At 68.8% G+C, this 21,740-nt stretch carries 22 protein-coding genes; 11 read left to right on the top strand and 11 right to left on the bottom strand.

Features of this window, described 5'->3' with window-relative positions; translation table 11 throughout:
- The first annotated feature begins 37 nt into the window (after positions 1–37).
- From BM013_RS19340 to BM013_RS19350, 3 genes are read left to right on the top strand one after another with little or no spacing between them, the layout of a single operon-like run.
- The gene (locus tag BM013_RS19340; RefSeq protein ID WP_093129268.1) at positions 38–1,204 is read left to right on the top strand and encodes a CaiB/BaiF CoA transferase family protein; all 1,167 of its coding nucleotides are present in this window, start codon (positions 38–40) and stop codon (positions 1,202–1,204) included.
- Positions 1,201–1,983, top strand: a complete 783-nt coding sequence (locus BM013_RS19345) for an SDR family NAD(P)-dependent oxidoreductase (protein WP_177225510.1) — start codon at positions 1,201–1,203, stop codon at positions 1,981–1,983. Before BM013_RS19340 ends, BM013_RS19345 begins: the two co-directional genes overlap by 4 nt.
- Positions 1,984–2,034: 51 nt before the next feature.
- Positions 2,035–2,823, top strand: a complete 789-nt coding sequence (locus BM013_RS19350) for an SDR family NAD(P)-dependent oxidoreductase (protein WP_093129537.1) — start codon at positions 2,035–2,037, stop codon at positions 2,821–2,823.
- A 31-nt stretch (positions 2,824–2,854) separates the two neighbouring features.
- Here the strand turns inward: BM013_RS19350 and BM013_RS19355 are convergent, their stop codons facing one another.
- Complete coding sequence (locus BM013_RS19355) at positions 2,855–3,775, bottom strand: LysR family transcriptional regulator (protein ID WP_093129270.1); 921 nt, start codon at positions 3,773–3,775, stop codon at positions 2,855–2,857.
- A gap of 70 nt (positions 3,776–3,845) precedes the next feature.
- Here BM013_RS19355 and BM013_RS19360 point away from each other — a divergent pair, with 70 nt between their 5' ends.
- Positions 3,846–5,114, top strand: a complete 1,269-nt coding sequence (locus BM013_RS19360; protein WP_093129271.1) for a CaiB/BaiF CoA transferase family protein — start codon at positions 3,846–3,848, stop codon at positions 5,112–5,114.
- Between the two features lie 20 nt (positions 5,115–5,134).
- A complete protein-coding gene (locus tag BM013_RS19365; protein ID WP_093129272.1) occupies positions 5,135–6,118 on the top strand; it encodes a Bug family tripartite tricarboxylate transporter substrate binding protein in 984 nt (327 codons plus the stop codon).
- Between the two features lie 27 nt (positions 6,119–6,145).
- Here BM013_RS19365 and BM013_RS40565 read toward each other — a convergent pair whose 3' ends face one another.
- Positions 6,146–6,454 (bottom strand): BlaI/MecI/CopY family transcriptional regulator, encoded by a 309-nt coding sequence (locus BM013_RS40565; protein ID WP_143098307.1) that lies wholly within the window; start codon positions 6,452–6,454, stop codon positions 6,146–6,148.
- 178 nt (positions 6,455–6,632) lie between these two features.
- On the opposite strand from BM013_RS40565, the gene BM013_RS19375 reads away from it, so the two are divergent.
- Positions 6,633–7,055 carry a hypothetical protein gene (locus tag BM013_RS19375; protein ID WP_143098308.1) on the top strand — a complete coding sequence of 141 codons (423 nt, stop codon included), beginning with the start codon at positions 6,633–6,635 and terminating at the stop codon, positions 7,053–7,055.
- Between the two features lie 45 nt (positions 7,056–7,100).
- Here BM013_RS19375 and BM013_RS19380 read toward each other — a convergent pair whose 3' ends face one another.
- The 6 genes from BM013_RS19380 to glgX all read right to left on the bottom strand — a co-directional run bounded on the left by BM013_RS19380 (position 7,101) and on the right by glgX (position 13,542).
- Positions 7,101–7,877 (bottom strand): exodeoxyribonuclease III, encoded by a 777-nt coding sequence (locus BM013_RS19380; protein WP_093129275.1) that lies wholly within the window; start codon positions 7,875–7,877, stop codon positions 7,101–7,103.
- Positions 7,874–9,280: a hypothetical protein gene (locus BM013_RS19385; RefSeq protein ID WP_093129276.1), complete on the bottom strand. Its 1,407-nt coding sequence runs from the start codon at positions 9,278–9,280 to the stop codon at positions 7,874–7,876. Before BM013_RS19385 ends, BM013_RS19380 begins: the two co-directional genes overlap by 4 nt.
- Positions 9,281–9,333: 53 nt before the next feature.
- Positions 9,334–9,636: a hypothetical protein gene (locus BM013_RS19390; RefSeq protein WP_093129277.1), complete on the bottom strand. Its 303-nt coding sequence runs from the start codon at positions 9,634–9,636 to the stop codon at positions 9,334–9,336.
- Between the two features lie 121 nt (positions 9,637–9,757).
- Complete coding sequence (locus BM013_RS19395; RefSeq protein WP_093129278.1) at positions 9,758–10,852, bottom strand: extracellular catalytic domain type 1 short-chain-length polyhydroxyalkanoate depolymerase; 1,095 nt, start codon at positions 10,850–10,852, stop codon at positions 9,758–9,760.
- 28 nt (positions 10,853–10,880) lie between these two features.
- Positions 10,881–11,306 carry a CopG family transcriptional regulator gene (locus tag BM013_RS19400; RefSeq protein WP_093129279.1) on the bottom strand — a complete coding sequence of 142 codons (426 nt, stop codon included), beginning with the start codon at positions 11,304–11,306 and terminating at the stop codon, positions 10,881–10,883.
- Positions 11,307–11,400: 94 nt separating this feature from the next.
- The gene (gene glgX / locus BM013_RS19405) at positions 11,401–13,542 is read right to left on the bottom strand and encodes a glycogen debranching protein GlgX (RefSeq protein WP_093129280.1); all 2,142 of its coding nucleotides are present in this window, start codon (positions 13,540–13,542) and stop codon (positions 11,401–11,403) included.
- Between the two features lie 218 nt (positions 13,543–13,760).
- Between glgX and BM013_RS19410 the strand changes: the two genes are divergently transcribed.
- Positions 13,761–14,093 (top strand): hypothetical protein, encoded by a 333-nt coding sequence (locus BM013_RS19410; RefSeq protein WP_093129281.1) that lies wholly within the window; start codon positions 13,761–13,763, stop codon positions 14,091–14,093.
- A 298-nt stretch (positions 14,094–14,391) separates the two neighbouring features.
- Positions 14,392–14,799 (top strand): ferric uptake regulation protein, encoded by a 408-nt coding sequence (locus tag BM013_RS19415; protein WP_093129282.1) that lies wholly within the window; start codon positions 14,392–14,394, stop codon positions 14,797–14,799.
- 57 nt (positions 14,800–14,856) lie between these two features.
- Here the strand turns inward: BM013_RS19415 and BM013_RS19420 are convergent, their stop codons facing one another.
- Positions 14,857–15,864, bottom strand: a complete 1,008-nt coding sequence (locus BM013_RS19420) for a Bug family tripartite tricarboxylate transporter substrate binding protein (protein WP_093129283.1) — start codon at positions 15,862–15,864, stop codon at positions 14,857–14,859.
- 49 nt (positions 15,865–15,913) lie between these two features.
- Positions 15,914–17,122, bottom strand: a complete 1,209-nt coding sequence (locus BM013_RS19425; RefSeq protein ID WP_093129284.1) for a CaiB/BaiF CoA transferase family protein — start codon at positions 17,120–17,122, stop codon at positions 15,914–15,916.
- Positions 17,123–17,277: 155 nt separating this feature from the next.
- On the opposite strand from BM013_RS19425, the gene BM013_RS19430 reads away from it, so the two are divergent.
- Entirely contained in the window at positions 17,278–18,168 is an 891-nt protein-coding gene (locus tag BM013_RS19430; protein WP_093129285.1) for a LysR family transcriptional regulator, read from the top strand.
- A gap of 6 nt (positions 18,169–18,174) precedes the next feature.
- Here BM013_RS19430 and BM013_RS19435 read toward each other — a convergent pair whose 3' ends face one another.
- Positions 18,175–18,963: a helix-turn-helix transcriptional regulator gene (locus BM013_RS19435; RefSeq protein ID WP_093129286.1), complete on the bottom strand. Its 789-nt coding sequence runs from the start codon at positions 18,961–18,963 to the stop codon at positions 18,175–18,177.
- A gap of 162 nt (positions 18,964–19,125) precedes the next feature.
- On the opposite strand from BM013_RS19435, the gene iaaH reads away from it, so the two are divergent.
- Together iaaH and BM013_RS19445 are read left to right on the top strand one after the other, a co-directional pair.
- Entirely contained in the window at positions 19,126–20,532 is a 1,407-nt protein-coding gene (gene iaaH / locus BM013_RS19440; protein ID WP_093129287.1) for an indoleacetamide hydrolase, read from the top strand.
- A gap of 58 nt (positions 20,533–20,590) precedes the next feature.
- On the top strand, positions 20,591–21,739 hold the full coding sequence (locus tag BM013_RS19445) for a substrate-binding domain-containing protein (RefSeq protein WP_093129288.1): 1,149 nt from the start codon (positions 20,591–20,593) through the stop codon (positions 21,737–21,739).
- The last annotated feature ends 1 nt before the right edge of the window (position 21,740 follow it).

Genomic DNA, 21,740 nt, shown 5'->3' on the forward strand with positions numbered 1-21,740 from the left:
ATTTGGTACGGTAGTGAATCAATTCGAAGGAGCTGCGATGTCGGGACCGCTCAGCGGAGTTCGCGTGCTGGAGCTGCCAGCCATCGGCCCTGCGCCGTTCTGCGGTGCATTGCTGGCCGACATGGGCGCCGATGTGGTGCGCATCGACCGCGCCACCGCCATCGACCTCGGCACGCCGGTGCCGCCGCGGTTCGATTTCTACAACCGCAACAAGCGCTCCGTGGCGCTCGACCTGAAGGCCCGGCCGGCCGTGCAGGCTGCGCTGCAACTGGCGCGGCACGCCGACATCCTGATCGAGGGCTTCAGACCCGGCGTGGCCGAGCGGCTCGGCCTGGGACCTGACGACTGCCTGGCCGTGAACCCCCGGCTCGTGTATGGCCGCATGACCGGCTGGGGCCAGCAAGGGCCGCTGGCGCAAGAGGTCGGCCACGACATCAACTACCTCGCGCTCAGCGGTGCGCTGCATTGCATCGGCGAGAAGGGCAGGCCGCCGGTGCCGCCGCTGAACCTTGCGGCCGACCTTGGCGGTGGCGCCATGTACCTGGCCGTGGGCGTGCTCGCGGCGCTCACCGAGGCGCGGCGTTCGGGCCAGGGGCAGGTCGTCGATGCCGCGATGGTCGACGGACTCGCGAACCTGATGTCGGCCTTCTCTGCGTTCCGCCAGATGGGCGAATGGACGGCCGATCGCGGAGAGAACGTCGTCGACGGCGGCGCGCCCTACTACGGCACTTACGAGACGCGCGACGGCAAATACATTGCGGTGGGCGCCATCGAGGAGCGTTTCTACCGGGCGTTGCTTGCGGGCATGGACCTCGACGCGACGCAACTTCCCGCGCAGAACGACCGCACCCATTGGCCTGCGATGCGCGAACGCTTCGCCCGGGTCTTCAAGACACGCTCGCGCGACGAATGGGTGGAGGTCATGCGCGGACGCGATGCCTGCTTCTCGCCCGTGCTGGACCTCGACGAGGCGCCCGCGCATGCGCACATGCAGTCGCGCGAGGTCTTCACGCGCTTCGACGGCGTGCGCCATGCCAGCCCCGCGCCGCGCTTCACGCGCACGCCGTCGGCCTTGCGCCGGCCAGCGCCCGCGAGCGGGCAGCACAGCGGCGAGGTGCTCGCGGAATGGGGTGTGGCGGCAGCCGACATCGCGGCCCTGCGCGACAGCGGCGCGATGCTGCAAGCCGGAGCACAGGCGCAATGACGGAACCTGCCGTGCCGGTAGCGCGCCGCCTCCTGGGCACTGTCTGCGTGGTGACCGGCGCCGCGCGCGGCATCGGGCTTGCGATAGCCGAGCGCTTTGCCGCGGAAGGCGGGCGCATCGCGTGCCTTGACGTCGGCGCCGCGCGGCTCGACACGGCCGTGCAGAGGCTGCGCGAGTCGGGCGCCGAAGTGCGGGGCTACACGGCCGACGTGGGCCGCAGGGAGTCGGTTGCCGCGGCATTCGAAGCTGTCGAACGCGACTTCGGCGCGCCGGTCGGCGTGCTCGTCAACAACGCCGTGTGGGCGCGCTTCCAGCCGCTGGCCGATGTGGACGAGGAGAGCGTCGGCCGCATGTTCGACGTCGGCCTGAAGGGCCTGATCTGGACCACGCAGGCCGTGGCGCCGCAGATGAAGCGGCGCGGCGGTGGTGCCATCGTCAACCTCAGCTCCACATCGGCGCTGCAGGCGCTGACGCATTCCATCGCCTATGCCGCCATGAAGGCCGGCGTGCTGGGCCTGACGCGCGCGTCTGCCGTCGAACTCAGCCCGCACGGCATCCGCGTGAACGCGATCGTGCCGGGCATGGTGGGCACGCCCGCGTCGGTGGCGCAGTTCGACGAGGCCACCGTGGCGGCACGCCTGTCGGCCATGCCGCTCGGTCGCTTCGGCGAGCCGGGGGAAATTGCGTCGGTCGCGGCCTTCCTGGCGAGCGACGACAGCCGGTACGTGCAGGGCGCGGAGATCGTGGCCGACGGCGGCTGGACCATCGCCACGCGCTGAAGCCGCGCACCGGCACGCTGTCATTGATTGATTCAATTCGAAGAGGTGGCCATGAACAGACTCGAAGGCAGGCGCGCGGTGATCACCGGTGCGGGCAGCGGCATCGGCCGCGCGAGCGCGCTGCGCTTTGCGCAGGAGGGCGCCGCGGTGCTGGTGGTCGGGCGCAGCAGCGGCAATACCGAAGAGACCGCGGCGCTGGTGCGCGCGGCTGGCGGGCGCGCCGAAGCGATGGTGGTCGATGCCACGGTCGAGGCCAATGTCGAGGCCATGGTGGCGCGTTGCGTCGCCGCCTTCGGCGGGCTCGACGTGTTCTTCGCCAACGCCGCCACGCCCGGCACCAACACGCCGCTGCTCGAACAGAGCGTGGACGAGTGGAACGAGGTCTGGCGCGTCAACACGCTCAGTTGCTTTCTTGCGGTGAAACATGCGGGGCGCCACATGACGGGGCAGGGCAGCGGCTCGATCATCCTCACCTCGTCGGCCGCGTCGCTGAGGGCCAATGCGGGCGCCATCTCGTACAGCGCGAGCAAAGCGGCCGTGAACAGCCTGGTGCAGACCTCGGCCAATGCGTTCAGCGGCACCGGCGTGCGTGTGAACGCGATCCTGCCGGGCCTGGTCGAGACGCAGATGACGCGCAAGGTGTTCGAGCAGGCGCGCGAGCGCGGCGTGGAAGCGCGCATCGGCCACATGACGCCGATGAAGCGCGCCGGCCGGCCCGAGGAGATTGCGGCCATGGCCGCGTTCCTGGCGAGCGACGACAGTTCGTTCGTCACGGGCCAGTGGTATGCGGTCGATGGCGGCGTGAGCAGCACCCACCCGCACGGACGGATCGCGCTCTAGCTTTCTTGCAAGGCGCCGCGCTCAGTGGCCTTCAGTGACGCTGGCCCGGCATCGGGTGGCTGAACAGGATGTCGCAGAACGCCACCGCGGCCGGGCTCAGCTCGCGGCTCTTGCGGTGCGTGCAGTAGATGGGCCGCACCATGCTGTGCGACTGGAGCCGCACGGCCACGGTCGGCAGCAGGCTGAACTGGGGCAATGAGGCTTCCGGCGACAGGCAGACGCCGAAGCCGGCAGCCACCAGCCCGGCCAGCGTGGAGAGGTTGTTCACCTCGATCCCGGTGTTCACCACGCCCGCCTTGAGCAGCACCTGCTGCGCCATCTCCAAGCCATTGGCGGTGCGTACCAGCATGCCGCTCATGCCGTTGAGCTGCAGCAGGCGTGCACCGCGCAGGGCCTGCAGCGACAGGCTCCTGCGCTTGGCCAGGGCGTGATCGAGCGCGCACACCACGTACATCGGTTCATCGAAGAGATGGCGCGCCTGCAGCTCACCGGGGCGGCCGGGCAAGGAGTTGAGCGCGATGTCGACCACGCCTTGCTGCACGAGCTCGTTGCAGCGCACGGAGGACACGTCGTGAAGCTGCACGCCCACGCCCGGGTACTGCCCGCGAAAGTCATGCAGCACGCCGGGCAGCCACGTGCCCGCGAGCGAGGGCACCACGGCCATCGACACATGGCCTGTTCGCAGGTTGGCCACGTCGCGCAGGTCTTCGAGCGCATGGTCGAGTTCGAGCGCGATGCGCCGGGCGCTCACCACGAAGCGGCGGCCCGCGTCGGTGAGCGTGGCCGAGCGGTTGCCCCGGTCGAAAAGCCGTACGCCCACACGCTCTTCCAGCCGCGAAATCATCTGGCTCAACGCCGACTGGGTCAGGTGGCAACGTTCCGCCGCCGCGGTGAATTGGCCCGTCTCCGCAAGGGCCAGGAAGCAGCGCAAGGCGTGGTCGGAGACGTGCATGAATATTCTTAATGAGTCGGTATCGAAAATTAATTTTACGAGTCATCGCGAGATATCCAGAATCCCTTGCATGACGATTTCTCCTCGCGATGCACATGTGCAGGGGCCGCTCGCCGGCACCCGGGTTCTCGATCTTTCACGCGTGCTTGCGGGCCCGTTGTGCGCTCAGTACCTCGGCGACATGGGGGCCGATGTGATCAAGGTCGAGACGACCGGCGCGGGCGACGACACGCGCTCGTGGCCGGAGTTTCGCGCGGGCGCCGAAGGGCATCGCATGTCGGGCCCCTTCCTCAGCGCCAACCGCAACAAGCGCAGCATTGCGCTCGACCTGAAGAGCGACACCGGCCGCGAAGTCGTCCACAAGCTGGCCGCGAACGCGGACGTGGTGATCGAGAGCTTCGCGCCGGGTGTGGCCGCGCGCCTGGGCGTGGATGCCGCCGCGCTGCGCGCGATCAATCCGCGCCTGGTGTATTGCGCGATCTCGGGTTTCGGTTCGGTCGGGCCGATGCGCGAGGGCAAGGGCTACGACCTGATCCTGCAGGCCTTCAGCGGCATGCTGTCGATCACCGGCGATGCGAACAGCCCGCCGATGCGCAGCCCCTTCTCTCCGGTGGACCAGGGCACCGGCCTGCATGCGCTGATCGGCATTCTGGCCGCCTTGCTGCGCCGCAGCACGACCGGCGTGGGCGGCACGGTCGAGGCGTCTCTGTTCGACACCTCGGCCGCCTTCCTGGGCTACTTTCTACAGAACTACTGGGAGACGGGCCGCGAGCCGGTGAAGGCCGGCGTGGGCCATGCGTCGCTGTGCCCCTACGGCGCATTCGAGACGGCCGACAAGCTGCTGATCGTCGGTGTGGCGAACGACGTGCTGTGGGCCAAGTTCTGCGCCATCACCGGCCTGGACAACAACTTCGCGCTGCGCGTGCTGGCCACCAACGCCGAGCGCGTGAAGCGGCGCGCCGAAACCGAGGCGCTGGTGCGCCAGGCGTTGAGCACGCACGAGCGCGCCCACTGGATACCGCTGCTCGACGCCGCCGGCATTCCGTGTTCCGCGGTGCACAACCTGGGCGAGATGTCGGCGCACCCGCACTTCGAGGCGTCGGGCATGCTGCTGCGCCACGAGCACCCGCTGTTCGGCCCGCTCAAGGGCGTGGCGCAGCCGCTGCGCTTCGACGGTGAGCGCGGCGCGCAGCGTCGGCCGCCGCCGTTGTGCGGCGAGCACACCGTCGAGATCCTGCGCGAGATGGGAATGCCCGTGCCCGCCATCCAGGGCCTGCTGGACGAGGGCGTCGTCTCCGTCCCCAGCGCCGCCGCCATGCCAGCCGACGCCACCGCCTGAAGCCTGAACCGGACGCCACCATGAACACCCTTCGCCGCCTTCTTTCGCGACTTGTCCCGCGCGTTCTTTGCCTCGCCGTGCTCGGCAGCACCGCGCTGTGGGCCCATGCCGAAAGCTACCCGAGCAAATCGATCCGCATGATCGTGCCGTACGCGGCCGGGCAGGGCACCGACATCGCCGCGCGCTATGTGGCCGACGCGCTCGGCAAGGAGTTGAACCAGCCCGTCTACGTGGAGAACCGTGCCGGTGCGGGCGGCAACATCGGCGCCCAGCTCGCGGCGCGCTCGGCGGCGGACGGCTACACGCTGTTCGTCGGCACCAACGCCACGAACGCGGCCAACTTCTTCCTGTACTCGCGGCCCGGCTACGAGCCCGGAGACTTCGAGCCCGTGGGCATGATCGGCATCCTGCCGCTGGTCTTCGTGGCGAATGCCGGCAGCAAGATCAACGATGTCCAGGGCCTGATCCAGGCGGCGAAGGCGCGGCCCGAGAAGCTCGACATTGCCGTCTCGACCACCACCAGCCGGCTGGCGTACGAATCGCTGAAGCGAGACGCGGGCGTGACGATGTTTCCGGTGGACTTCAAGGGCAGCGGCGAGGCGGTCACGGCCGTCATCGGCGGCCAGCTGGAGTTCATGGTCGACACCATCACCTCGCTGCGGGGCGCGATACAGGCGAAGCAGGTGAAGGCGCTCGGCATCACCGCGGCGCATGCCAGCAACCTGCTGCCGGGCGTCAAGTCGGTGGCGGAGCAGGGTGTTGCGGGCTACGAGCTCTTCGGCTGGACGGTGGTGTACGCGCCGAAGGGCGTGCCGGCCGAAACGACGCGGGTGCTGTCGGCCGCGCTGGCCAAGGTGCTGGGCAAGGAGGCGGTGCGCGAGCGCTTGCTGGGGCTGGGCATCGACCCCGTGGTCAAGTCGGGCGAGGAGCTCAAGGCCTTCGGCGCGGCCGAGAAGCAGAAGTGGGGGCACCTGATCCGCAGCGCCGAACTGCCGGTCAACTGACGCGCGGCGTGCCCGTGAAGGGCGATGTCAGGGCAAGGGCTTGACGCGCCCCAGGCGGAGCGCGCCTTTTCGCTCCAGCCGCCGGATGATGGCCGCCAGCGTCGAATAAGGAATGCCGAGGTCCCTGCGCATCAGTTCGAGCACGGCGGCCGTGGGGGTGTGGCATTCGGTCGGGAGCGTCGACACGGCATTCAGCACGATGAGTTCTCGTGCCTGCAACGAGGGACGCAATTGAATGAACTGGTCGCCTTGCCTGGAAGCTTGAGCGCGCTTCGGTCCGAGCAAGGCACCCCGGTTGTCGCCCGGATTTTTCTGCGGCTTGTTCGGCGTGGTCATGCCCGGGACTGTGCTTGGCCGACCTGAACGTTTTCTGAATGCTTGCGTAAGCGACCCCTTCGAAGCACTTACAAAATGTCGCGGCCGTGTCCGATATTCCGGTAACGGATCGGGGCGAAGATGGCGTGGCCCACACCATGGCACCGCCCCGGTTGCCGTTGTGTTCGGGAGTTCCAAGATGTCCGATTCCACCGTCGTCCGCGGCTGTTCTGGCAGGGCTGATTCGCCCGGGATTCGAAGGGCGCTGCTGTGGGCCACGGCAATGGCGCTGGTGCTGGCCTGGCAGGTCTGCGATGCCGGGCAGGACCGCAGCATGGCCGACGAAGCCGCGCTGCAGCAGGAAGCGGACTATCGCGTGATTGCGGCGCGATGCGGCACCCCGGGTTACGAAAAGCAGTTCTACAAGCAGTCCAAGGCGGCCGTTGCCGCGGGTCTCATCGCGGGTGACAAGGACCTCGAGAAAGCGGAAAAGTCGATCGAGGCGCGCCGGCGCAATCCGCTGCTCGTCGTGGCCACGACGGCCGACTGCGGCGAGAAGCTGGTGACCTTGAAGGCGTTGCAGAAAGACCGTGCCGGGCGGCTTGGCCATCGGCGCCGTTGACGCGCGCGGCGTTGGGCGCGCCGCTGCTGCGGCGGACGCGGACGCTCAAGGAACGTCGAGTTCGATCCAGGCCGGCGCATGGTCGCTCGCGCCAGTGCGCCCCCGCACATCGCGGTCGACACCGGCCGCGCGAAGCATCGGCGCGAGTTCGGCGTTGAGCAGAAGGTGGTCGATGCGAAGCCCGGCGTCGCGTGGATAGCGGTTGCGCCAGTACGTCCAGAAGGTGAAGGGCGCGCGCTCCGGATGGCAGGCGCGAATGGCATCGGTCCAGCCCTGCTTCAGCAACTGCGCGAACGCCTCGCGGCTCTCGGGTTGCAAAAGCGCGTCTTCGCGCCACGAGGCCGGGTTGTAGATGTCGGCATCGGTCGGCACGACGTTGTAGTCACCCGCCAGCACCACGGGCATGCCGCTTGCAAAAAGCTTCTTCGCATGCCGGTTGAATGCCTTGAACCATTCGAACTTGTAGTCGAACTTCGGCCCCGGTTGCGGATTGCCGTTGGGCAGGTAGAGGCAGCCGACCAGCACGCCGTTGACCACCGCCTCGATGTACCGGCTCTGCGGATCGGCTTCCATGCCGGGCAGGCCGCGGCCGGTCTCCACGGGTTCGCGTCCGCGCGCGAGGATGGCGACGCCATTCCAGGCGCGCTGGCCGTGGGCGACGACGCCGTAGCCGGCGCTTCGGATCGCATCGAGCGGCAGCTTCTCGTTCGGCGACTTGAGTTCCTGCAGGCAGGCGACGTCGGGCTTCGTCTGTGCCAGCCATTCGAGGAGGCGTTCGAGCCGGCTGCCGATGCCGTTGACGTTGAAAGTGGCGATCTTCATGGGAGCTGACCTGCGGGCGCCGTGCTGCCCCGGCGTTGCGCTACGGCGAGCAACACATCGCCGGTGTTCAGCATGATCTCGCGCGCGCGGCGCGCGGTGTCGTACTGATGCAGCACCGAGCGCATCCGCGGCTCGCTGGTGACGGCGTCCCACACGGGCGCCAGGCACGCCGCGTCCGGCGATGCACCGGCGCCGATTGCCGCGGCGAAATGCAGGCTCGCAGCGTCGGCCAGCAGCAGCGTCTTGCTCGACGCGTCGAGCACCGGCGTGCGTGGCTCCACCGGCGCCGAACACAGGTAGATGACCTGGGGGGGAACGGCTTCATCGCTCGGCTGCAGCGCCCGCAGCGAGCTGCCGCTGAGTCGCACGGCGCCCTCGTCACAAGCGAAGGCATAGGCGGCACCTGCCTGCGCGTTCGCAAGCTGTGCCAGGCCGCGCACAAGCCGGGACAGGTCGGCGGCGGCGGCCGTGGGCGCCGCCTTGACTTCGGCCATCAGGACGAGCTCGTTCACGTCGGTGCCCATGTTCTTCACGATGGCCACGTCCCACTCTTCCTTGGCGTACGGGGCGCCGTCCGTCAACTCGCGAGGGGTGCGAAGGCTGCGCAGCACGCGGTAGGGCGCATGGCCATGGTCCGCACCGGCGTTCAGGAAGTCTGCTGCCTGTTGCATCGCAAGCGCAGCCGCCTCTTCGGCCTGCTCGCCTTCGTGGGCGGCGGCCCGGCCGCGCGCCAAGGCGGCGTCGCTGCCCGCTGCCGGTGTGCGCTGCGCACGCAGGGCCTGGTAGCGCCGCACCGCTTCCGATGCTGCCAGCACTTGCGCCTGGCCTCGCCGCTGCAGCAGGGCGCTGTCGACAAGCGCTTGCTTGCTGGCACGTAACGAGGGGTCGCCGGCCGGCATGACCGCGAGGGACCGAGCCTTGGCGGCGAGCCCGAGCCAATCGCCGGCACGGGCCAGCGCATGGAGGCCGGCAAGCGCCTCCAGACCCGGGCCCTGCGGCATCTCGTGCAGCTTGCCCGGATGCGCGAAGGCATCCACCAGGCCGCGCACATTGCGCGCGTCGCTGATGGCGAATGCTTCGAGTGCCAGCCATTGCTGGACCTGTGCGTCCTGCGACTGCAAGACCGCGGCCTGGAACATGGGGTCGCCGTGCGCCGGTGATATTGCGCGCTGAATGGTGGCCGCAAGCGCAGCTTCGAACGCTTCGCGCAGGTTCGTCGCGGGTGCGGCGCCTTGCGACACGGCGACCCGGGCCGCCTCGAGTGCGAAGGCGATCGTGGCGTCGTTGCCGGTGCGCACGGCGGCAGCCAGGTCGGGCGGCAAGGCCGGCATCCGATACCGGCGCGGCAACGCAAGCAGGCGTTCCACGAGCGCGCCGGCCGCGGCATCGGGTGGGTTGGTCATGCGTGAATTCTGCGGCCCGCCGAGGGCGTCATCGAACGCACATCAAGCGGGCGTCAGTCGTTCTCTTCGTCTTCGGGCTCGCCGTCTGTGTCCGCCAGGTCCGCGGCGCTTGCCGCTTCGGGGTCTTCAGGGGACGTGGCCACTTCCGAGGCGGCATCGGGGAACACGCCCACGCGGTCGGGGAGGATGTCCGCGTTCGTCGCTTCCTCGAGCCCTCCCTCTGAAGACGCACGGTCTTCGGTGCCCGCGGCGTCGCTGCCGCTGTCGCTGGAGTCGCTCGGGCCCAGGCTGTCCACGCCGGTGCCCTTGGGTTCGTTGGGCGGAAGATCGCCGCCCAGGATGCTGCTGGTTGCCATGTCGCAAGTTCCTCGATGGGTGAGTCGTCTGCGAAGACTGGCCGCATCCGAATGCGAGCGAAGTAGGCGCAGGGCGCGTCCGAGACGCTGGCGTGTCTGCGCCGCGGCATTCAGCCCGTCATCACTGTGCCGAGGGGCGCAAGCTGTGGGCCAGGAAGAAGCGGATCATTTCGCCGCTCGCATCGATGCCGCCGGGCGCCGTGTAGCTGCCCTGTGCGCTGCCGCCCGACCATGCGTGGCCTGCCCCGTGAAGGCGCCAATGCTCGGCATCGCCTTGGCCCGGGGCGGCGGCGTATGTCGTCCGTGTGTAGCGCTGGCCGGCCGGCGACTGGCCTTCGGCGGCTTCGCCCGGCTGCGCGCCCGCCAGGATGGCCGTTCCATTGCTCGCGTGCACGGTGGTGTCCGCATCGCCATGAAAGACGATGACCGGCGGCGAGACCGACGCGGGGTCTGGCGCGGGGTCTGACGGCGATGCGGGCGAGCCCGCCCGCATCGCCGTCAGCGCGCTCAGCATGTCGTGCGCCGCCCCGTGCGGAAGCCCGGAGTGCACGCCGACCGCGGCGTAGACGTCGGGGTAGCAACGGCCCAGCACGTGCGCCATGGCGCCGCCCGCCGACAGGCCCGCGACGTAGATGCGCGCGCGGTCCGCATGCTGCTGCTCCGCGATATGCAGGGTGAGGGCGGCCAGCAGCGCGGGCTCGCCCCGGCCGCGTTGCTGATGCTGGGTCTTGAACCAGTTCCAGCATTTCTGGGCATTGGCCCGCTGTGCCTGTTCGGGGTAGAGCACCATCGCGCCGCATGCGCGGGCGTGCGCGTTCATGCGCGTGCCCGCCGCGAAGTCCGCGGCGTCCTGGGTGCAGCCGTGCAGCATCACGACCAGCGGGCGCGGCGTGGCGGGCTGCCCGGCCGGGCGCGCCGGCACGAAGAGCATGAAGTCGAGGGTGCTGCCCTGGTGGGTGAAGGTGCCCCTGGTCCATTGGTCGACACCGTCGGGCTCGGGCGGCATGGAGGTCTCACGCTCGGTCTCGATCACGCGCGCCTCGATGTCGATCACGTCGGCATCTGCCGTGGACGGCGCTGGCGCGGCAGCCGGTGCCGGCTGGGGCTCGGCCCCGCCTCGCAACGCGCGCTGGATCGCTTCGGTGGCCTCGCTCAGGCGCCCGTTGCGCGTGAGGTGGGCCGCCTCTTTCATCAGCCCTGCAAAGAGTGGATTCATGTGGGGGGCCTCAAGGGTTGTCGGGTGGTCAGCGGATGCGCCCCGCCAGGGCGGCCTTGACGGCCGGCGACGCGTGAAGGGCGCCGAGCACGGTGAGCGACTCGATGGTCGCGGCGGCGAGCGCGGGCGGCACGTCAGGCGCGATGACGGCGAGGCCGAGAACGCGGATCTGCAGCGTCTCGCCCGCGGCGCGCACGGCCTCCAGGTCTTCGACCGAAAAGCTCTGCAGCCCCAGCACCAGCATCTTTCGCGACACCGCCTGGCGCAGCACGTCGGCGTGCTGCGCCAGGTGGGTGCGGATGGCGGTGCGGATGAAGTCGGTCCGGTTCGAATAGAAGCCTTCCGCCACCAGCAGGTCGATGTTTCCCAGGTCGACGAAGCCCATGTTGATGGTGATCTTCTCGGACTCGGGGGTCTTGGGGGCGACGGGTGCGGGCGGCTTTTTGGCTGGCATGCGCCATCCTATCACCATCTGTGTGGATGGTAATGGGATGGTTGATGGATTCCCTCAGGATGGCAGGGAGTTCATGGCGCCGCGACAGGCGCGCCTACTTGCTCGTGAATACCAGGACCGAGCGCCCCGTGACCAGGTAGTCGCCGACGCCTGCTGCTTCGTCGGTGCCCAGCGCCGGGTCGGCCGTGTCGAGCTTCAGCGTCCAGGCCCCGGCGGGCGCCGGCGGCAGCACGAAGGGCACCGGATCGTGCCAGGCGTTGAACACCAGCAGCACGCTGGCGTCGTGCGCTTCGACCGGAATCGCGGACACGGGCGCGCGGCCGTCGAGCAGCAGCGCGAACGAGCGCGTCTGTGGATCTTCCCAATGCGGTGCCTGCATTTCCTCGCCCGCCGGCGTGAACCACGTGGCGTCCTTCGCGCCGATGCCTTCGTAGTAGGCGCCGGCCAGGAAGCGGCTGCGGCGCAGCGCGGGCAGTTCCTTGCGCAGCGCCAGCAGCCGTGAAGCAAAGCCGGCCAGCGCCTGCGCCGCCTCGCCCTGTGCAGCGGTCCAGTCGACCCATGAAATCTCGTTGTCCTGGCAGTACGCGTTGTTGTTGCCCTGCTGCGAGCGGCCGAACTCGTCGCCGGCCAGCAGCATCGGCGTGCCTTGCGACAGCAGCAGCGTCGCGAGCAGGTTGCGCTGCTGGCGCGCGCGCAGGGCGAGCACGGCTTCGTCGTCGGTGGGGCCTTCGACGCCGCAGTTCCACGAGCGGTTGTCCGAATGGCCGTCGCGGTTGTCCTCGCCGTTGGCCTCGTTGTGCTTGTCGTTGTAGCTCACGGTGTCCGCCAGCGTGAAGCCGTCGTGCGCGCTGATGAAGTTGACGCTGGCCCATGGGCGGCGCCCGCGCTGGTTGAAGCGGTCGCCGCTCGCGGTCAGGCATTGCGCGAGCTTGCCGGCCATGCCTTCGTCGCCTTTCCAATAGGCGCGCACGGTGTCGCGGAACTGGTCGTTCCACTCGGCCCAGCCGGGCGGGAAGCCGCCGACCTGGTAGCCGCCGGGGCCGATGTCCCAGGGCTCGGCGATCAGCTTGACGCTGGAGAGCACCGGGTCCTGCCGGCAGCTCTTGAGGAAGCCGCCGCCTTCGTCGAAGCCGTGCGGCTCGCGCGCGAGGATGGTCGCCAGGTCGAAGCGAAAGCCGTCCACGCGCATCTCGGTGACCCAGTAGCGCAGGCTGTCCATCACCATCTGCAGCACGCGCGGATGGCTCAGGTTCACGGTGTTGCCGGTGCCCGTGTCGTTGATGTAGTAGCGCGGCCCCGGTCCGTCGCCATCGGGCAGCAGGCGGTAGTAGCTGGCGTTGTCGATGCCCTTGAACGAGATCGTCGGGCCGAGCTCGTTGCCCTCGGGCGTGTGGTTGTAGACCACGTCCAGGATCACCTCGAGCCCGTGCGCGTGGAAGCGGTCGACCATGTGCTTGAACTCGTCGATGTGCGGCCCGTCCATGTAGCGCGGGTCGAGCGCGAAGAAGCCGATGGTGTCGTAGCCCCAGAAGTTGGTCAGGCCCTTCTCGAGCAGGGACGACTGGTTGAGGAACATCTGCACCGGCAGCAACTCGACGCTGGTCACGCCCAGCGCGCGGATGGGCGCCAGCACGTCGTCGCGCGCCATGCCGGCGAAGGTGCCGCGAAAGTGCTCGGGCACCGCGGGGTGCCGCATGGTGAAGCCGCGCACGTGGGTTTCGTAGAAGACGGTTTCCTTCCACGGCACGCGCAGCGCGTCGGTCTGCGTCCACTCGAAGCGCGAATCGACCACCACGCACTTGGGCATGAAGGGTGCGCTGTCTCGCTCGTCGAAGCTGAGGTCGGCGTCGGCATGGCCCACGGTGTAGCCGAACACCTCGGGGCCCCACTTCAGTTCGCCCATGTAGGCCTTCGCATACGGGTCGAGCAGCAGCTTGTGGTGGTTGAAGCGATGGCCCTTCTCGGGCTCGTACGGGCCGTGCACGCGCAAACCGTAGCGCGCGCCGGGCTGCAGGCCCGGCACGAAGCCGTGCCATATCTCGTCGGTGTACTCGGGCAGCGTCACGCAACCGACCTGGGTGGTTCCGGCCTCGTCGAAGATGCAGACCTGCACCTTCGTGGCATGGGCCGAGAACACGGCGAAGTTGACGCCGTCGCCGGTGAAGCTCGCCCCCAGCGGGTGCGAAGAGCCCTCCAGTACCGTCAGGGAAGGAGGGCTGGATGTTGGTGCAGGCATGGGGTGGGACAGGCTTGGTAGGTTGCAGGAGGGGACAGCAGAGTCTCCACACTTGCATGTCGCTACCGCGTAGTAGTTTGCGCAGCCGGATGTAGGCGGCTTGCCGTACGCGCTTGGCTGGCGTGGCCTGATGGCGGTGGCCTACACCGGCCGGCGTGCGGAATCGGGACAGTCAGCGGCGCCACATGAGGCGCTGTTTCGACACCGGAGTTCAAGCCATGCAAGAAGACCCCAATCCCGCCTTCCTGGCCTGGATGACCGCGGAGACCGAGGCGTACACCGCCGTCCATCGGCTGCACCAGTTCACCTGCGGAGGGCGCAAGGCGGTTCCTCTGATGGAGATCGAAAGGATCATGGGATTGCGCAAGGAGGCGGACACCCGCTTTGCCGCCTTGCGAGGCGAATTGGGCGTTCCTGCGGCTTCGGTTGCCCCGATCGTTGCCACCGCCACCCGGCTGCGCAAGGAGCCGATGCTGGATCTGCTCGCTACCGCGCACCTGGCGATGAACGCCGCATCTGCGAACGCATCGGCGCGATCGGCGACGTCTTGATCGCAAAGCCGGCCTTGTCCGGTCGACGCTGAATCCGGCGGCGTCAGCGGTGCGAAAAAATATTTGCGCCGCGCATCGCTTTCAAATGAGAAGTATTTGCATTTGTTGTAAGATACGCTCATCGAAAGACGCAGCGCCTTCGCTGCCTTTCCATCGCTTTCATCGTGGGGCGACCCGAGACCTTCAAACGTCTCCAAGGTCGTTTTTTGCTAGCCATCGGTTCTCCGGCCAGCCATGCATTTTTTCCACGCACCCTCCCCAGAGTTTCCTTCCCTTTCCTCCTGCGCGACCGACCCCCATGGAGCACGCCGACAGACTCAAGCACACGGGCCTGAAGGCCACGCTGCCGCGGATGAAGGTGCTCGAGCTCTTCGAGCGCAGCGAGCAGCGCCACCTGGCCGCCGAAGAGGTGTACCGGCAGATGGTGGCGGTGGGCATCGACTTCGGCCTGGCCACCGTCTACCGGGTGCTGGCGCAGTTCGAGCAGGCGGGGCTCCTGAAGAAGAGCCAGCTCGGCGCGGGCAAGGCGGTGTACGAACTCAACGACGGCGAGCAGCACCATGGTCACCTGGTGTCATTGGCCGACGGCGCGGTGCACGAGTTCTTCGACCCGCGCATCGAGGAGCGGCTCGCGGCCATCGCCGGTGAAAAAGGCTTCGACCTCGACGGCTACGTGGTGACGGTGTTCGGCCGGCCGCGCGCATAGCGGCTGCGCAAAAAAAAACGGCCAGATCGCTCTGGCCGCTTCTTCATTCCCGGGCGCTCAGAGCGCGCTGATGTTCTTGTCCTTGGCGATCTTGGTCCAGCGCGCGCGGTCGGCCGCGAGGCGCTTGCGCATGGCTTCGGCCGGCTGGTAGGCGGCAATGGCGCCAGCGTTGACCAGCTTTTCCTGCACTTCCTTGTCCTTGGAGAGGATGTCGGCCAGTTCCTTGTTGATGCGCGTCACCACGCTGGCAGGCGTGCCCAGCGGCGCGATGAGGCCGCCCCACGAATCGAAGTCGAAGTTGGGGAAGCCCTGCGCCGAGACCGTCTTCACGCCGGGCAGCAGCACGTTGGCACGGGCCGAGCTGACGGCGATCGCGCGCAGCTTGCCGCTCTTGATGTGCGGCAGCGCCGCGACCACGTCCGCGAACATGATGCCGAGCTGGCCGCCGAGCAGGTCGGTCACGGCCGGCGCGCTGCCGCGGTACGGCACGTGCTGCATGTCGAACTTGCCCAGGTCCTTCAGTTGTTCCATGGCCAGGTGGCCGAAGCTGCCCGCGCCCGAGCTGGTGTAGTTCAGCGGCGTCTTGGCGGCCTTGGCCTGCGCGATGAGGGTCTGCACCGAGTCCACGCCCGGCATCACCGTTGGGTTGACGACGATGGCCATCGGCAGGTCGTACACGGTGGCCACGCACATGAAGTCCTTCTCCACGTCGTAGGCGTTGTTGCCGTACAGCAGCGGGGCCAGCAGCGCGGGCATGCCGAACATCGACAGCGTGTTGCCATCGGCCGGCAGCTTGATGAAGGTGGCGGTGCCGATGGAGCCCGATGCGCCGGGACGGTTGTCGACCATGATCGACACGCCCAGGCGTTCGCCCAGCTTCTGCGACACGATGCGCGCGGCGGTGTCGGTCGGGCCGCCCGCGGGGAAGGCCACGACCATCTTGATGATCTTGCCGGGCCAGGCGGCGTCGGCGTCGGCGGCGAAAGCCGGCAGGCCGAGGGTCGAGAGCGCGCCTGCGGCACCGGTGGCCAGCATCTGGCGGCGGGAGTATTGAGCTTGTGTCATGTCTGTCGGTCTGTCTGTCTGCGTGAAAGTCGGGTTCGAAAAGTCGTGATCAGATGGCCTGCTGCGCGCGTGCCGCGGCAATGGCCTGGTCGTCCATGGCGAGCACCTCGCGCAGCACCTCGTCGGTGTGCTCGCCCAGGTGCGGCGGCACCCTGCGCACGGGGGCGCGTTCGCCGTCCAGCACGTAGGGCGGTGCAAGCACGCTCTGCGGGCCGGCCTCGGTGTCCTCGAAGCGGTGCAGCAGCTTGGCGTCGCTGGTGCGCGCGGAGCTCAGTGCCTCGTACATGCCGAGCACTTCGCCGCAGGGAATCTGCGCGTCGCTGAGTTTCGCCAGCAGCTCGCGGCGGCCGAACGCGCGCAGCGCCTCGCGCACCAGCGGCAGCAGGATCTCGCGGTTGGCCGAGCGCGCGGTGTTGGTGGCAAAGCGCTCGTCGGCCGCCCACTCGGGCTTGCCCAGCACCTGTTCGCAGAAGCGCACGAACTGGCCGTTGTTGCCCACGGTGATGACCAGCGGACCGTCGGCGGCATCGAACACGCCATAGGGAACGATGGACGGGTGCGCATTGCCGAACTTGGGCGGGTCGCCGGCCTTCAGCATGGCTTCCATGCCGTAGTACGAGGTGATCATGAGGCCGCTGTCGTACAGCGCCATCTGCACGTGCCGGCCGCGCTGGGTGGTGTGGCGCTCGTACAGCGCCGCAAGAATGGCCTGGCCCGCGTACATGCCGGTGAACATGTCGACCGCCGCCACGCCGAACTTCAGCGGGCCCTGGCCGGCTTCGCCGTTCATGGCCATGATGCCGGCCTCGCCCTGCACCAGCAGGTCGTAGCCCGGCCGCTCGGCTTCCGCGGTCATGCGCGAATAGCCCGAGATCGAGCAATACACCAGCCCGGGGTTCGCGGCGCTGAGCTGCGCGTAGCCCAGGCCCAGCTTGTCGGCGCCGCCGACCTTGAAGTTCTCGATCACCACGTCGGACCGCGCGGCGAGGTCGCGTGCGATCTCCACGCCCGTGCTGGACTGCAGGTCGATGGTGATGGAGCGCTTGTTGCGATTGGCGCTGTTGAAGTACGAGGTGTTGCGCGTGCCCACGCGCACGCCCCAGTCGCGCGTGTCGTCGCCGCGGCTGGGGTGCTCGACCTTGATGACGTCCGCGCCGAGGTCGGCCAGCGCCATGGCGCACATCGGCCCGGCCAGCACGCGGGAGAGGTCGAGAACACGCAGGCCGGCCAAAGGCTGGACCGAAGGGGCTTGGGACATGGACACGTGGGGGGAGGTGGGGGTCGGAACGAGGAATGCGCACCCCGTTTCCAGGAATGCATGCGAACTGCTTACTGGGTACGAATTATTCGCATGTTCATGGGAATTGACAATCGTGCAGAATTTGCAGCCACTGTGTAAACCAAAAATTGACAATGGATGTTCAAGCCCTCGGCCTGCTGGTCGACATCATCGAAGCGGGCAACCTGAGCAAGGCGGCGGCCAAGCTGGGCATGAGCCGCGCCAACGTGAGCCAGCGCATCAACCGCTTCGAGCGCGAGCTGGGCGCGCAGCTGCTGCGGCGCACCACGCGGCAGCTGGAGCCCACCGAGCTCGGGCGCAAGCTCTACGAGCACGGCCTGGCCGTGCGCCACGAGGTGAAGGCGGCTTCGGAGGCCGTGAGCAGCCTGGGCAAGGGCCTGCGCGGCATGATCCGCCTGAGCGTGCCCAGCGGCTACGGCCAGTTGCGCATGTCGGGCTGGCTGGCGGAGTTCATGCAGCTGCACCCCGAGATCACGCTGCACGTGATCTTCGACAACGACATCGAGGAACTCATCAAGGGCTCGGTCGACTTCGCTGTGCGCGTCATGGCCGATCCGCCGGCGCACCTGGCGGCCCGCGCCCTGGGGCAGGTGCGCTACGTGGCGTGCGCCACGCCCGCCTTCATCGCGCAGAACGGCCGGCCCGAGAACCTGGACGACCTGAAGCAGCTGCCGCTCATCACCTCGCCGCAAACCGGCGAACGCGTGATCACCGCGGGCACGCACGAGGGCGGCCACCGCTACCTGCGCATCCGGCCGCGGCTCATCTCCACCAACTTCCACTTTCTTCGCGATGCGATCGCCCAAGGCCTGGGCGTGGGCCTGGTGCCCGACTACATGGTGGCCGCCTCGCTCGCGCAAGGAGAGCTGCAGGCCTTCCCGCTGAAGAAGGGCGAGCTCGACTTCCTGGCCACGCAGAAATTCCTGCTCTACGTTCCCAGCCGCTTCCAGACGCTGGCGGTGCGCACGCTGGTCGACTTTCTCGTGGAGAAGGAGCGCCAGTAGCGCAGGCTAGGCGTGCAGCCCCTGCGCGTCCCCGGCCAGCGCCTGCACCCGCGCGGCAAGTTGCGTGCGGTTGTCGACGTGCAGCTTGCGGAAGGCATTGCCCAGGTGAAAGCGCACGGTGGGCAGGCCCACTTCCATGCGCTTGGCGATGAGCTTGTCCGGGCAGCCCGAAAGAACCAGCGAGGCGGCCTCGGCCTCGCGCTGGCTCAGCGACGACTTGCGCTGCAGCAGTTCGCTCACGCCCTCGCGGATCACCGCCGTCGAGGCGCCCTGCGCCTGCCAGCGCAGGCGGCCGAGCGCCGCGGCGAACACGGGCTCCACCATGCGCAGCACCTCGATGTCGTTGGCGTCGAAGTTGCCGCGTTCGCGATGGCGCCAGATCCGCATGTCGCCCGTGCAGTCGCCGTCGGCGAACACATACACGTTCACGCCCCAGTGCATGCGGTCGCGCGCAAGAAAGTCGTTGAAGAACTCGGTGCGCGAAAGGTCCTGCTGGCAGAGGATCTGCGTGGCCAGCGTCGGGTGCTTGCGCGCCATCATCGGGAACGTGAGCGGGTCGATGAAGCGGTAGTACTCGTCCCAGCTGCGCAGGTTGTCGATCGACATGTTCAGCGCCTGCACGCGCCCGAAGCGCTGCGCCGCCCCGTCCCACGCGAACGACACATAGGTGTCGGCGCGCATCAGGTCGAGCATGGGCAGCGCCAGGTCGTTTCGCAACGCATCGGCGTCGTTCGCTTCGACCAGCAGACGCATGACGTCGCCCATGGCGCGGGTCTGGGTGGTGGAGAGATACATGGCTCCGGCGAAGCAAAGATCGTGCAAGGTTGGCGAGAGGCCGATGCTAGTCGGCAGGCATGGCTTGCCTATCGGTGCCGACCCTAGACACCCCTATCAATCGTGCTAGGTGTGCCGGCGCGCAGCGCTTCCTAGCATCCGTGTCACTGACAGGGGAAGCTCATGCACATCACTGAACTTGGCGTTGCCGGCTTGCGGCGCGCCTTCCAAAGCGGCTCGCTGACCAGCGCCGAACTGGCCGAGGCGCTCATCGCCCGCACCGGCGCGCAAGCGGCGCTCAACGGCTACGTGGCCTTCGACGCCGACGCCCTGCGGGCCCAGGCACGCGCCGCCGATGCGCGCATCGCGGCCGGCGAAGACCTGCCGCTGCTGGGCGTGCCGATTGCGCTGAAGGACAACATCGACGCCACGGGGCTGCCGTGCTCGGCCGGCACGCGCGCCTTGCTGGGCCTGCATCCGCCGCGCGACGCGGAACTGGTGCAGCGGCTGCGCGATGCCGGTGCGCTGATCGCCGGCAAGGCGAACATGCACGAGCTCGCCATGGGCATCACCACGCACAACGAGGTGACCGGTGCCTCGCGCAACCCGTGGAACCCCGAGCGCATTCCGGGCGGCAGCAGCGGCGGCTGCGGCGTGGTGGTGGCGGCGGGCCTGGTGCCGGCGGCCATCGGCACCGACACCGGCGGCTCGGTTCGCGTGCCTGCCGCGCTGTGCGGGCTGGTCGGCCTGCGGCCCACGGTGGGGCGCGTGTCGGGCCGCGGCATTGCGCCGATCTCGCTGACGCGCGACACCGCCGGCCCCATCGCGCGCAGCGTGGAAGACTGCGTGCTGCTCGACAGCGTGCTCACCGGCAGCACGCAGCCCGTGGTGGCGGCGTCCTTGCAGGGCGTGCGGCTGGGCCTGCCGGGGCCGGGTTTCTGGGACGACCTCGAGCCCGGTGTGCGCGACGTGGCGCAGGACGCGGTCGAGCGGCTGCGTGCCGCGGGCGCGCAGTTCGTCGAAGTGCCGCTGCCGGGGCTCGCGGGCTTCAACGAGGCCGCGGGTTTTCCGATTGCGCTGTACGAGTTCGTGCGCGACATGGGCGACTACCTGCGCAGCGCGGAACGTGGTGTCGACCTCGCGAGCCTGGTCGAGGCCGTCGGCAGCCCCGACGTGGCCGCCATCGTGCGCCCGCTTGTCGGCAGCGGCGCGGTGCCCGCCGCGGTCTACAGCCAGGCGCTGCAGGCGCGGCGCGAACTGCAGGCGGTGTACGCACAGGCCTTTGCCGCGCACGGCGTCAGGGCGCTGGTGTTCCCGACCACGCCGCTGACTGCCGCGCCCATCGGCCACGACGAGACGGTGCGGCTCAACGGGCGCGACTGCCCGACCTTCCCGACCTTCATCCGCAACACCGATCCCGGCAGCAACGCCGGCATTCCGGGCGTCACGCTGCCGGCCGGCGTGGCGGGCGGCCTGCCCGTGGGGCTCGGCCTCGACGGGCCGGCGCACAGCGACCGCGGGCTGCTGTCGCTGGCGCTGGCGGTCGAGGCCGTGCTGCCGCGGCTCGCGTCCGCGCCGTGGATGCGCTGAGCGCGTTCGCCCCTTTTTCCCGCTAGCCGATTCGCTGTCGTCCAAACCAGGAGTTCACATGGACCGTCGTACCTTCCTCCACGGCATTGCCGCCGCGGCCGCCGCCAGTTCCACGGGCGTGCGCGCGGCATCGCCGCTCAACGTGGCGGTCATGCTGCCCATGAGCGGCCCCGCCGGGCTGTTCGGCCCGTCCGCCAAGGCCTGCGCCGAGCTGGCGGTGCAAACGCTGAATGCGCGCGGCGGCATCCTCGGGCGCAACATCAACGCGCTGTTCGGCGACGCGGGCCTGCCGCCCGCCGAAGCCTCGCAGACCGCGCTCAAGCTCTGGAAGGGGCAGGGCGCGCAGGCGGTGATCGGCATGCACGACAGCGCGGTGCGCGGCGCGCTCGTGGGCCTGTTCAAGGGGCAGCTGCCGTACTTCTACACGCCGGTCTACGAAGGCGGCGAGTGCGCGCGCGGCACCTACGTGAACGGCGAGACGCCGCAGCAGCAGCTCGCGCCGGTCATCCCCTGGCTGGCCGCCGAACGCAAGCCGAAGAAGTGGTACATGATCGGCAACGACTACATCTGGGGCCGCAACACCAACGCGGCGGCGCGCGAGTACATCCTGAAGACCGGCGCGCAGGTGGTCGGCGACGAGTACCTGCCGTTCACCGCCGACAACTTCGACTCCAGCCTCGCGCGCATCCGCGACAGCGGCGCCGACGCCGTGCTGGTGTCGCTGGTGGGCGGCGCGTCGGTCACCTTCAACAAGGCCTTCGCCAGCTTCGGCCTGGCCGACAAGGCGATCCGCCTGGGCAGCCTGATCGAGGAGAACACGCTGGCGGGCATCGGCCTGGCCAACGCGCGCAACCTGTATTCGAGCGCCGGCTACTTCGCCAACATCGAGACACCTGCGGCCAGGGCCTTTTCCGACGCGTACTTCAAGCGCTCGGGCGCGCAGGCGCCCGCGCTCAACGGGCTGGCCGAGTCGGTGTACGAAGGCTTCCTGATGCTCGAGGCCATTGCCGCGCGCGCCAAGTCGCTCGAGGTCGCGAAGATGGAGCCGGCCAGCGAAGGCGCGAGCTACAACGGCCCGCGCGGCGCCGTGACCATGCACGCGCGCCACGTCGACCAGGACATCTACCTGGCCGACGTGGGCGAGAAGGGCTTCCGCGTGGTCAAGACCTTCGCGCACATCGCGTCGGGCCAGAGCTGCAAGGTCTGAC

This window comes from Variovorax sp. OK605 (assembly GCF_900115445.1).
GTDB lineage: Bacteria > Pseudomonadota > Gammaproteobacteria > Burkholderiales > Burkholderiaceae_C > Variovorax.

Excerpts from the sequence above, each read along its gene's own strand:
- BM013_RS19340 (WP_093129268.1), top strand. The coding sequence starts at position 38 with ATGTCGGGACCGCTCAGCGGAGTTCGCGTGCTGGAGCTGCCAGCCATC.
- BM013_RS19345 (WP_177225510.1), top strand. The coding sequence starts at position 1,201 with ATGACGGAACCTGCCGTGCCGGTAGCGCGCCGCCTCCTGGGCACTGTC.
- BM013_RS19350 (WP_093129537.1), top strand. The coding sequence starts at position 2,035 with ATGAACAGACTCGAAGGCAGGCGCGCGGTGATCACCGGTGCGGGCAGC.
- BM013_RS19355 (WP_093129270.1), bottom strand. The coding sequence starts at position 3,775 with ATGCACGTCTCCGACCACGCCTTGCGCTGCTTCCTGGCCCTTGCGGAG.
- BM013_RS19360 (WP_093129271.1), top strand. The coding sequence starts at position 3,846 with ATGACGATTTCTCCTCGCGATGCACATGTGCAGGGGCCGCTCGCCGGC.
- BM013_RS19365 (WP_093129272.1), top strand. The coding sequence starts at position 5,135 with ATGAACACCCTTCGCCGCCTTCTTTCGCGACTTGTCCCGCGCGTTCTT.
- BM013_RS40565 (WP_143098307.1), bottom strand. The coding sequence starts at position 6,454 with ATGACCACGCCGAACAAGCCGCAGAAAAATCCGGGCGACAACCGGGGT.
- BM013_RS19375 (WP_143098308.1), top strand. The coding sequence starts at position 6,633 with ATGTCCGATTCCACCGTCGTCCGCGGCTGTTCTGGCAGGGCTGATTCG.
- BM013_RS19380 (WP_093129275.1), bottom strand. The coding sequence starts at position 7,877 with ATGAAGATCGCCACTTTCAACGTCAACGGCATCGGCAGCCGGCTCGAA.
- BM013_RS19385 (WP_093129276.1), bottom strand. The coding sequence starts at position 9,280 with ATGACCAACCCACCCGATGCCGCGGCCGGCGCGCTCGTGGAACGCCTG.
- BM013_RS19390 (WP_093129277.1), bottom strand. The coding sequence starts at position 9,636 with ATGGCAACCAGCAGCATCCTGGGCGGCGATCTTCCGCCCAACGAACCC.
- BM013_RS19395 (WP_093129278.1), bottom strand. The coding sequence starts at position 10,852 with ATGAATCCACTCTTTGCAGGGCTGATGAAAGAGGCGGCCCACCTCACG.
- BM013_RS19400 (WP_093129279.1), bottom strand. The coding sequence starts at position 11,306 with ATGCCAGCCAAAAAGCCGCCCGCACCCGTCGCCCCCAAGACCCCCGAG.
- glgX (WP_093129280.1), bottom strand. The coding sequence starts at position 13,542 with ATGCCTGCACCAACATCCAGCCCTCCTTCCCTGACGGTACTGGAGGGC.
- BM013_RS19410 (WP_093129281.1), top strand. The coding sequence starts at position 13,761 with ATGCAAGAAGACCCCAATCCCGCCTTCCTGGCCTGGATGACCGCGGAG.
- BM013_RS19415 (WP_093129282.1), top strand. The coding sequence starts at position 14,392 with ATGGAGCACGCCGACAGACTCAAGCACACGGGCCTGAAGGCCACGCTG.
- BM013_RS19420 (WP_093129283.1), bottom strand. The coding sequence starts at position 15,864 with ATGACACAAGCTCAATACTCCCGCCGCCAGATGCTGGCCACCGGTGCC.
- BM013_RS19425 (WP_093129284.1), bottom strand. The coding sequence starts at position 17,122 with ATGTCCCAAGCCCCTTCGGTCCAGCCTTTGGCCGGCCTGCGTGTTCTC.
- BM013_RS19430 (WP_093129285.1), top strand. The coding sequence starts at position 17,278 with ATGGATGTTCAAGCCCTCGGCCTGCTGGTCGACATCATCGAAGCGGGC.
- BM013_RS19435 (WP_093129286.1), bottom strand. The coding sequence starts at position 18,963 with ATGTATCTCTCCACCACCCAGACCCGCGCCATGGGCGACGTCATGCGT.
- iaaH (WP_093129287.1), top strand. The coding sequence starts at position 19,126 with ATGCACATCACTGAACTTGGCGTTGCCGGCTTGCGGCGCGCCTTCCAA.
- BM013_RS19445 (WP_093129288.1), top strand. The coding sequence starts at position 20,591 with ATGGACCGTCGTACCTTCCTCCACGGCATTGCCGCCGCGGCCGCCGCC.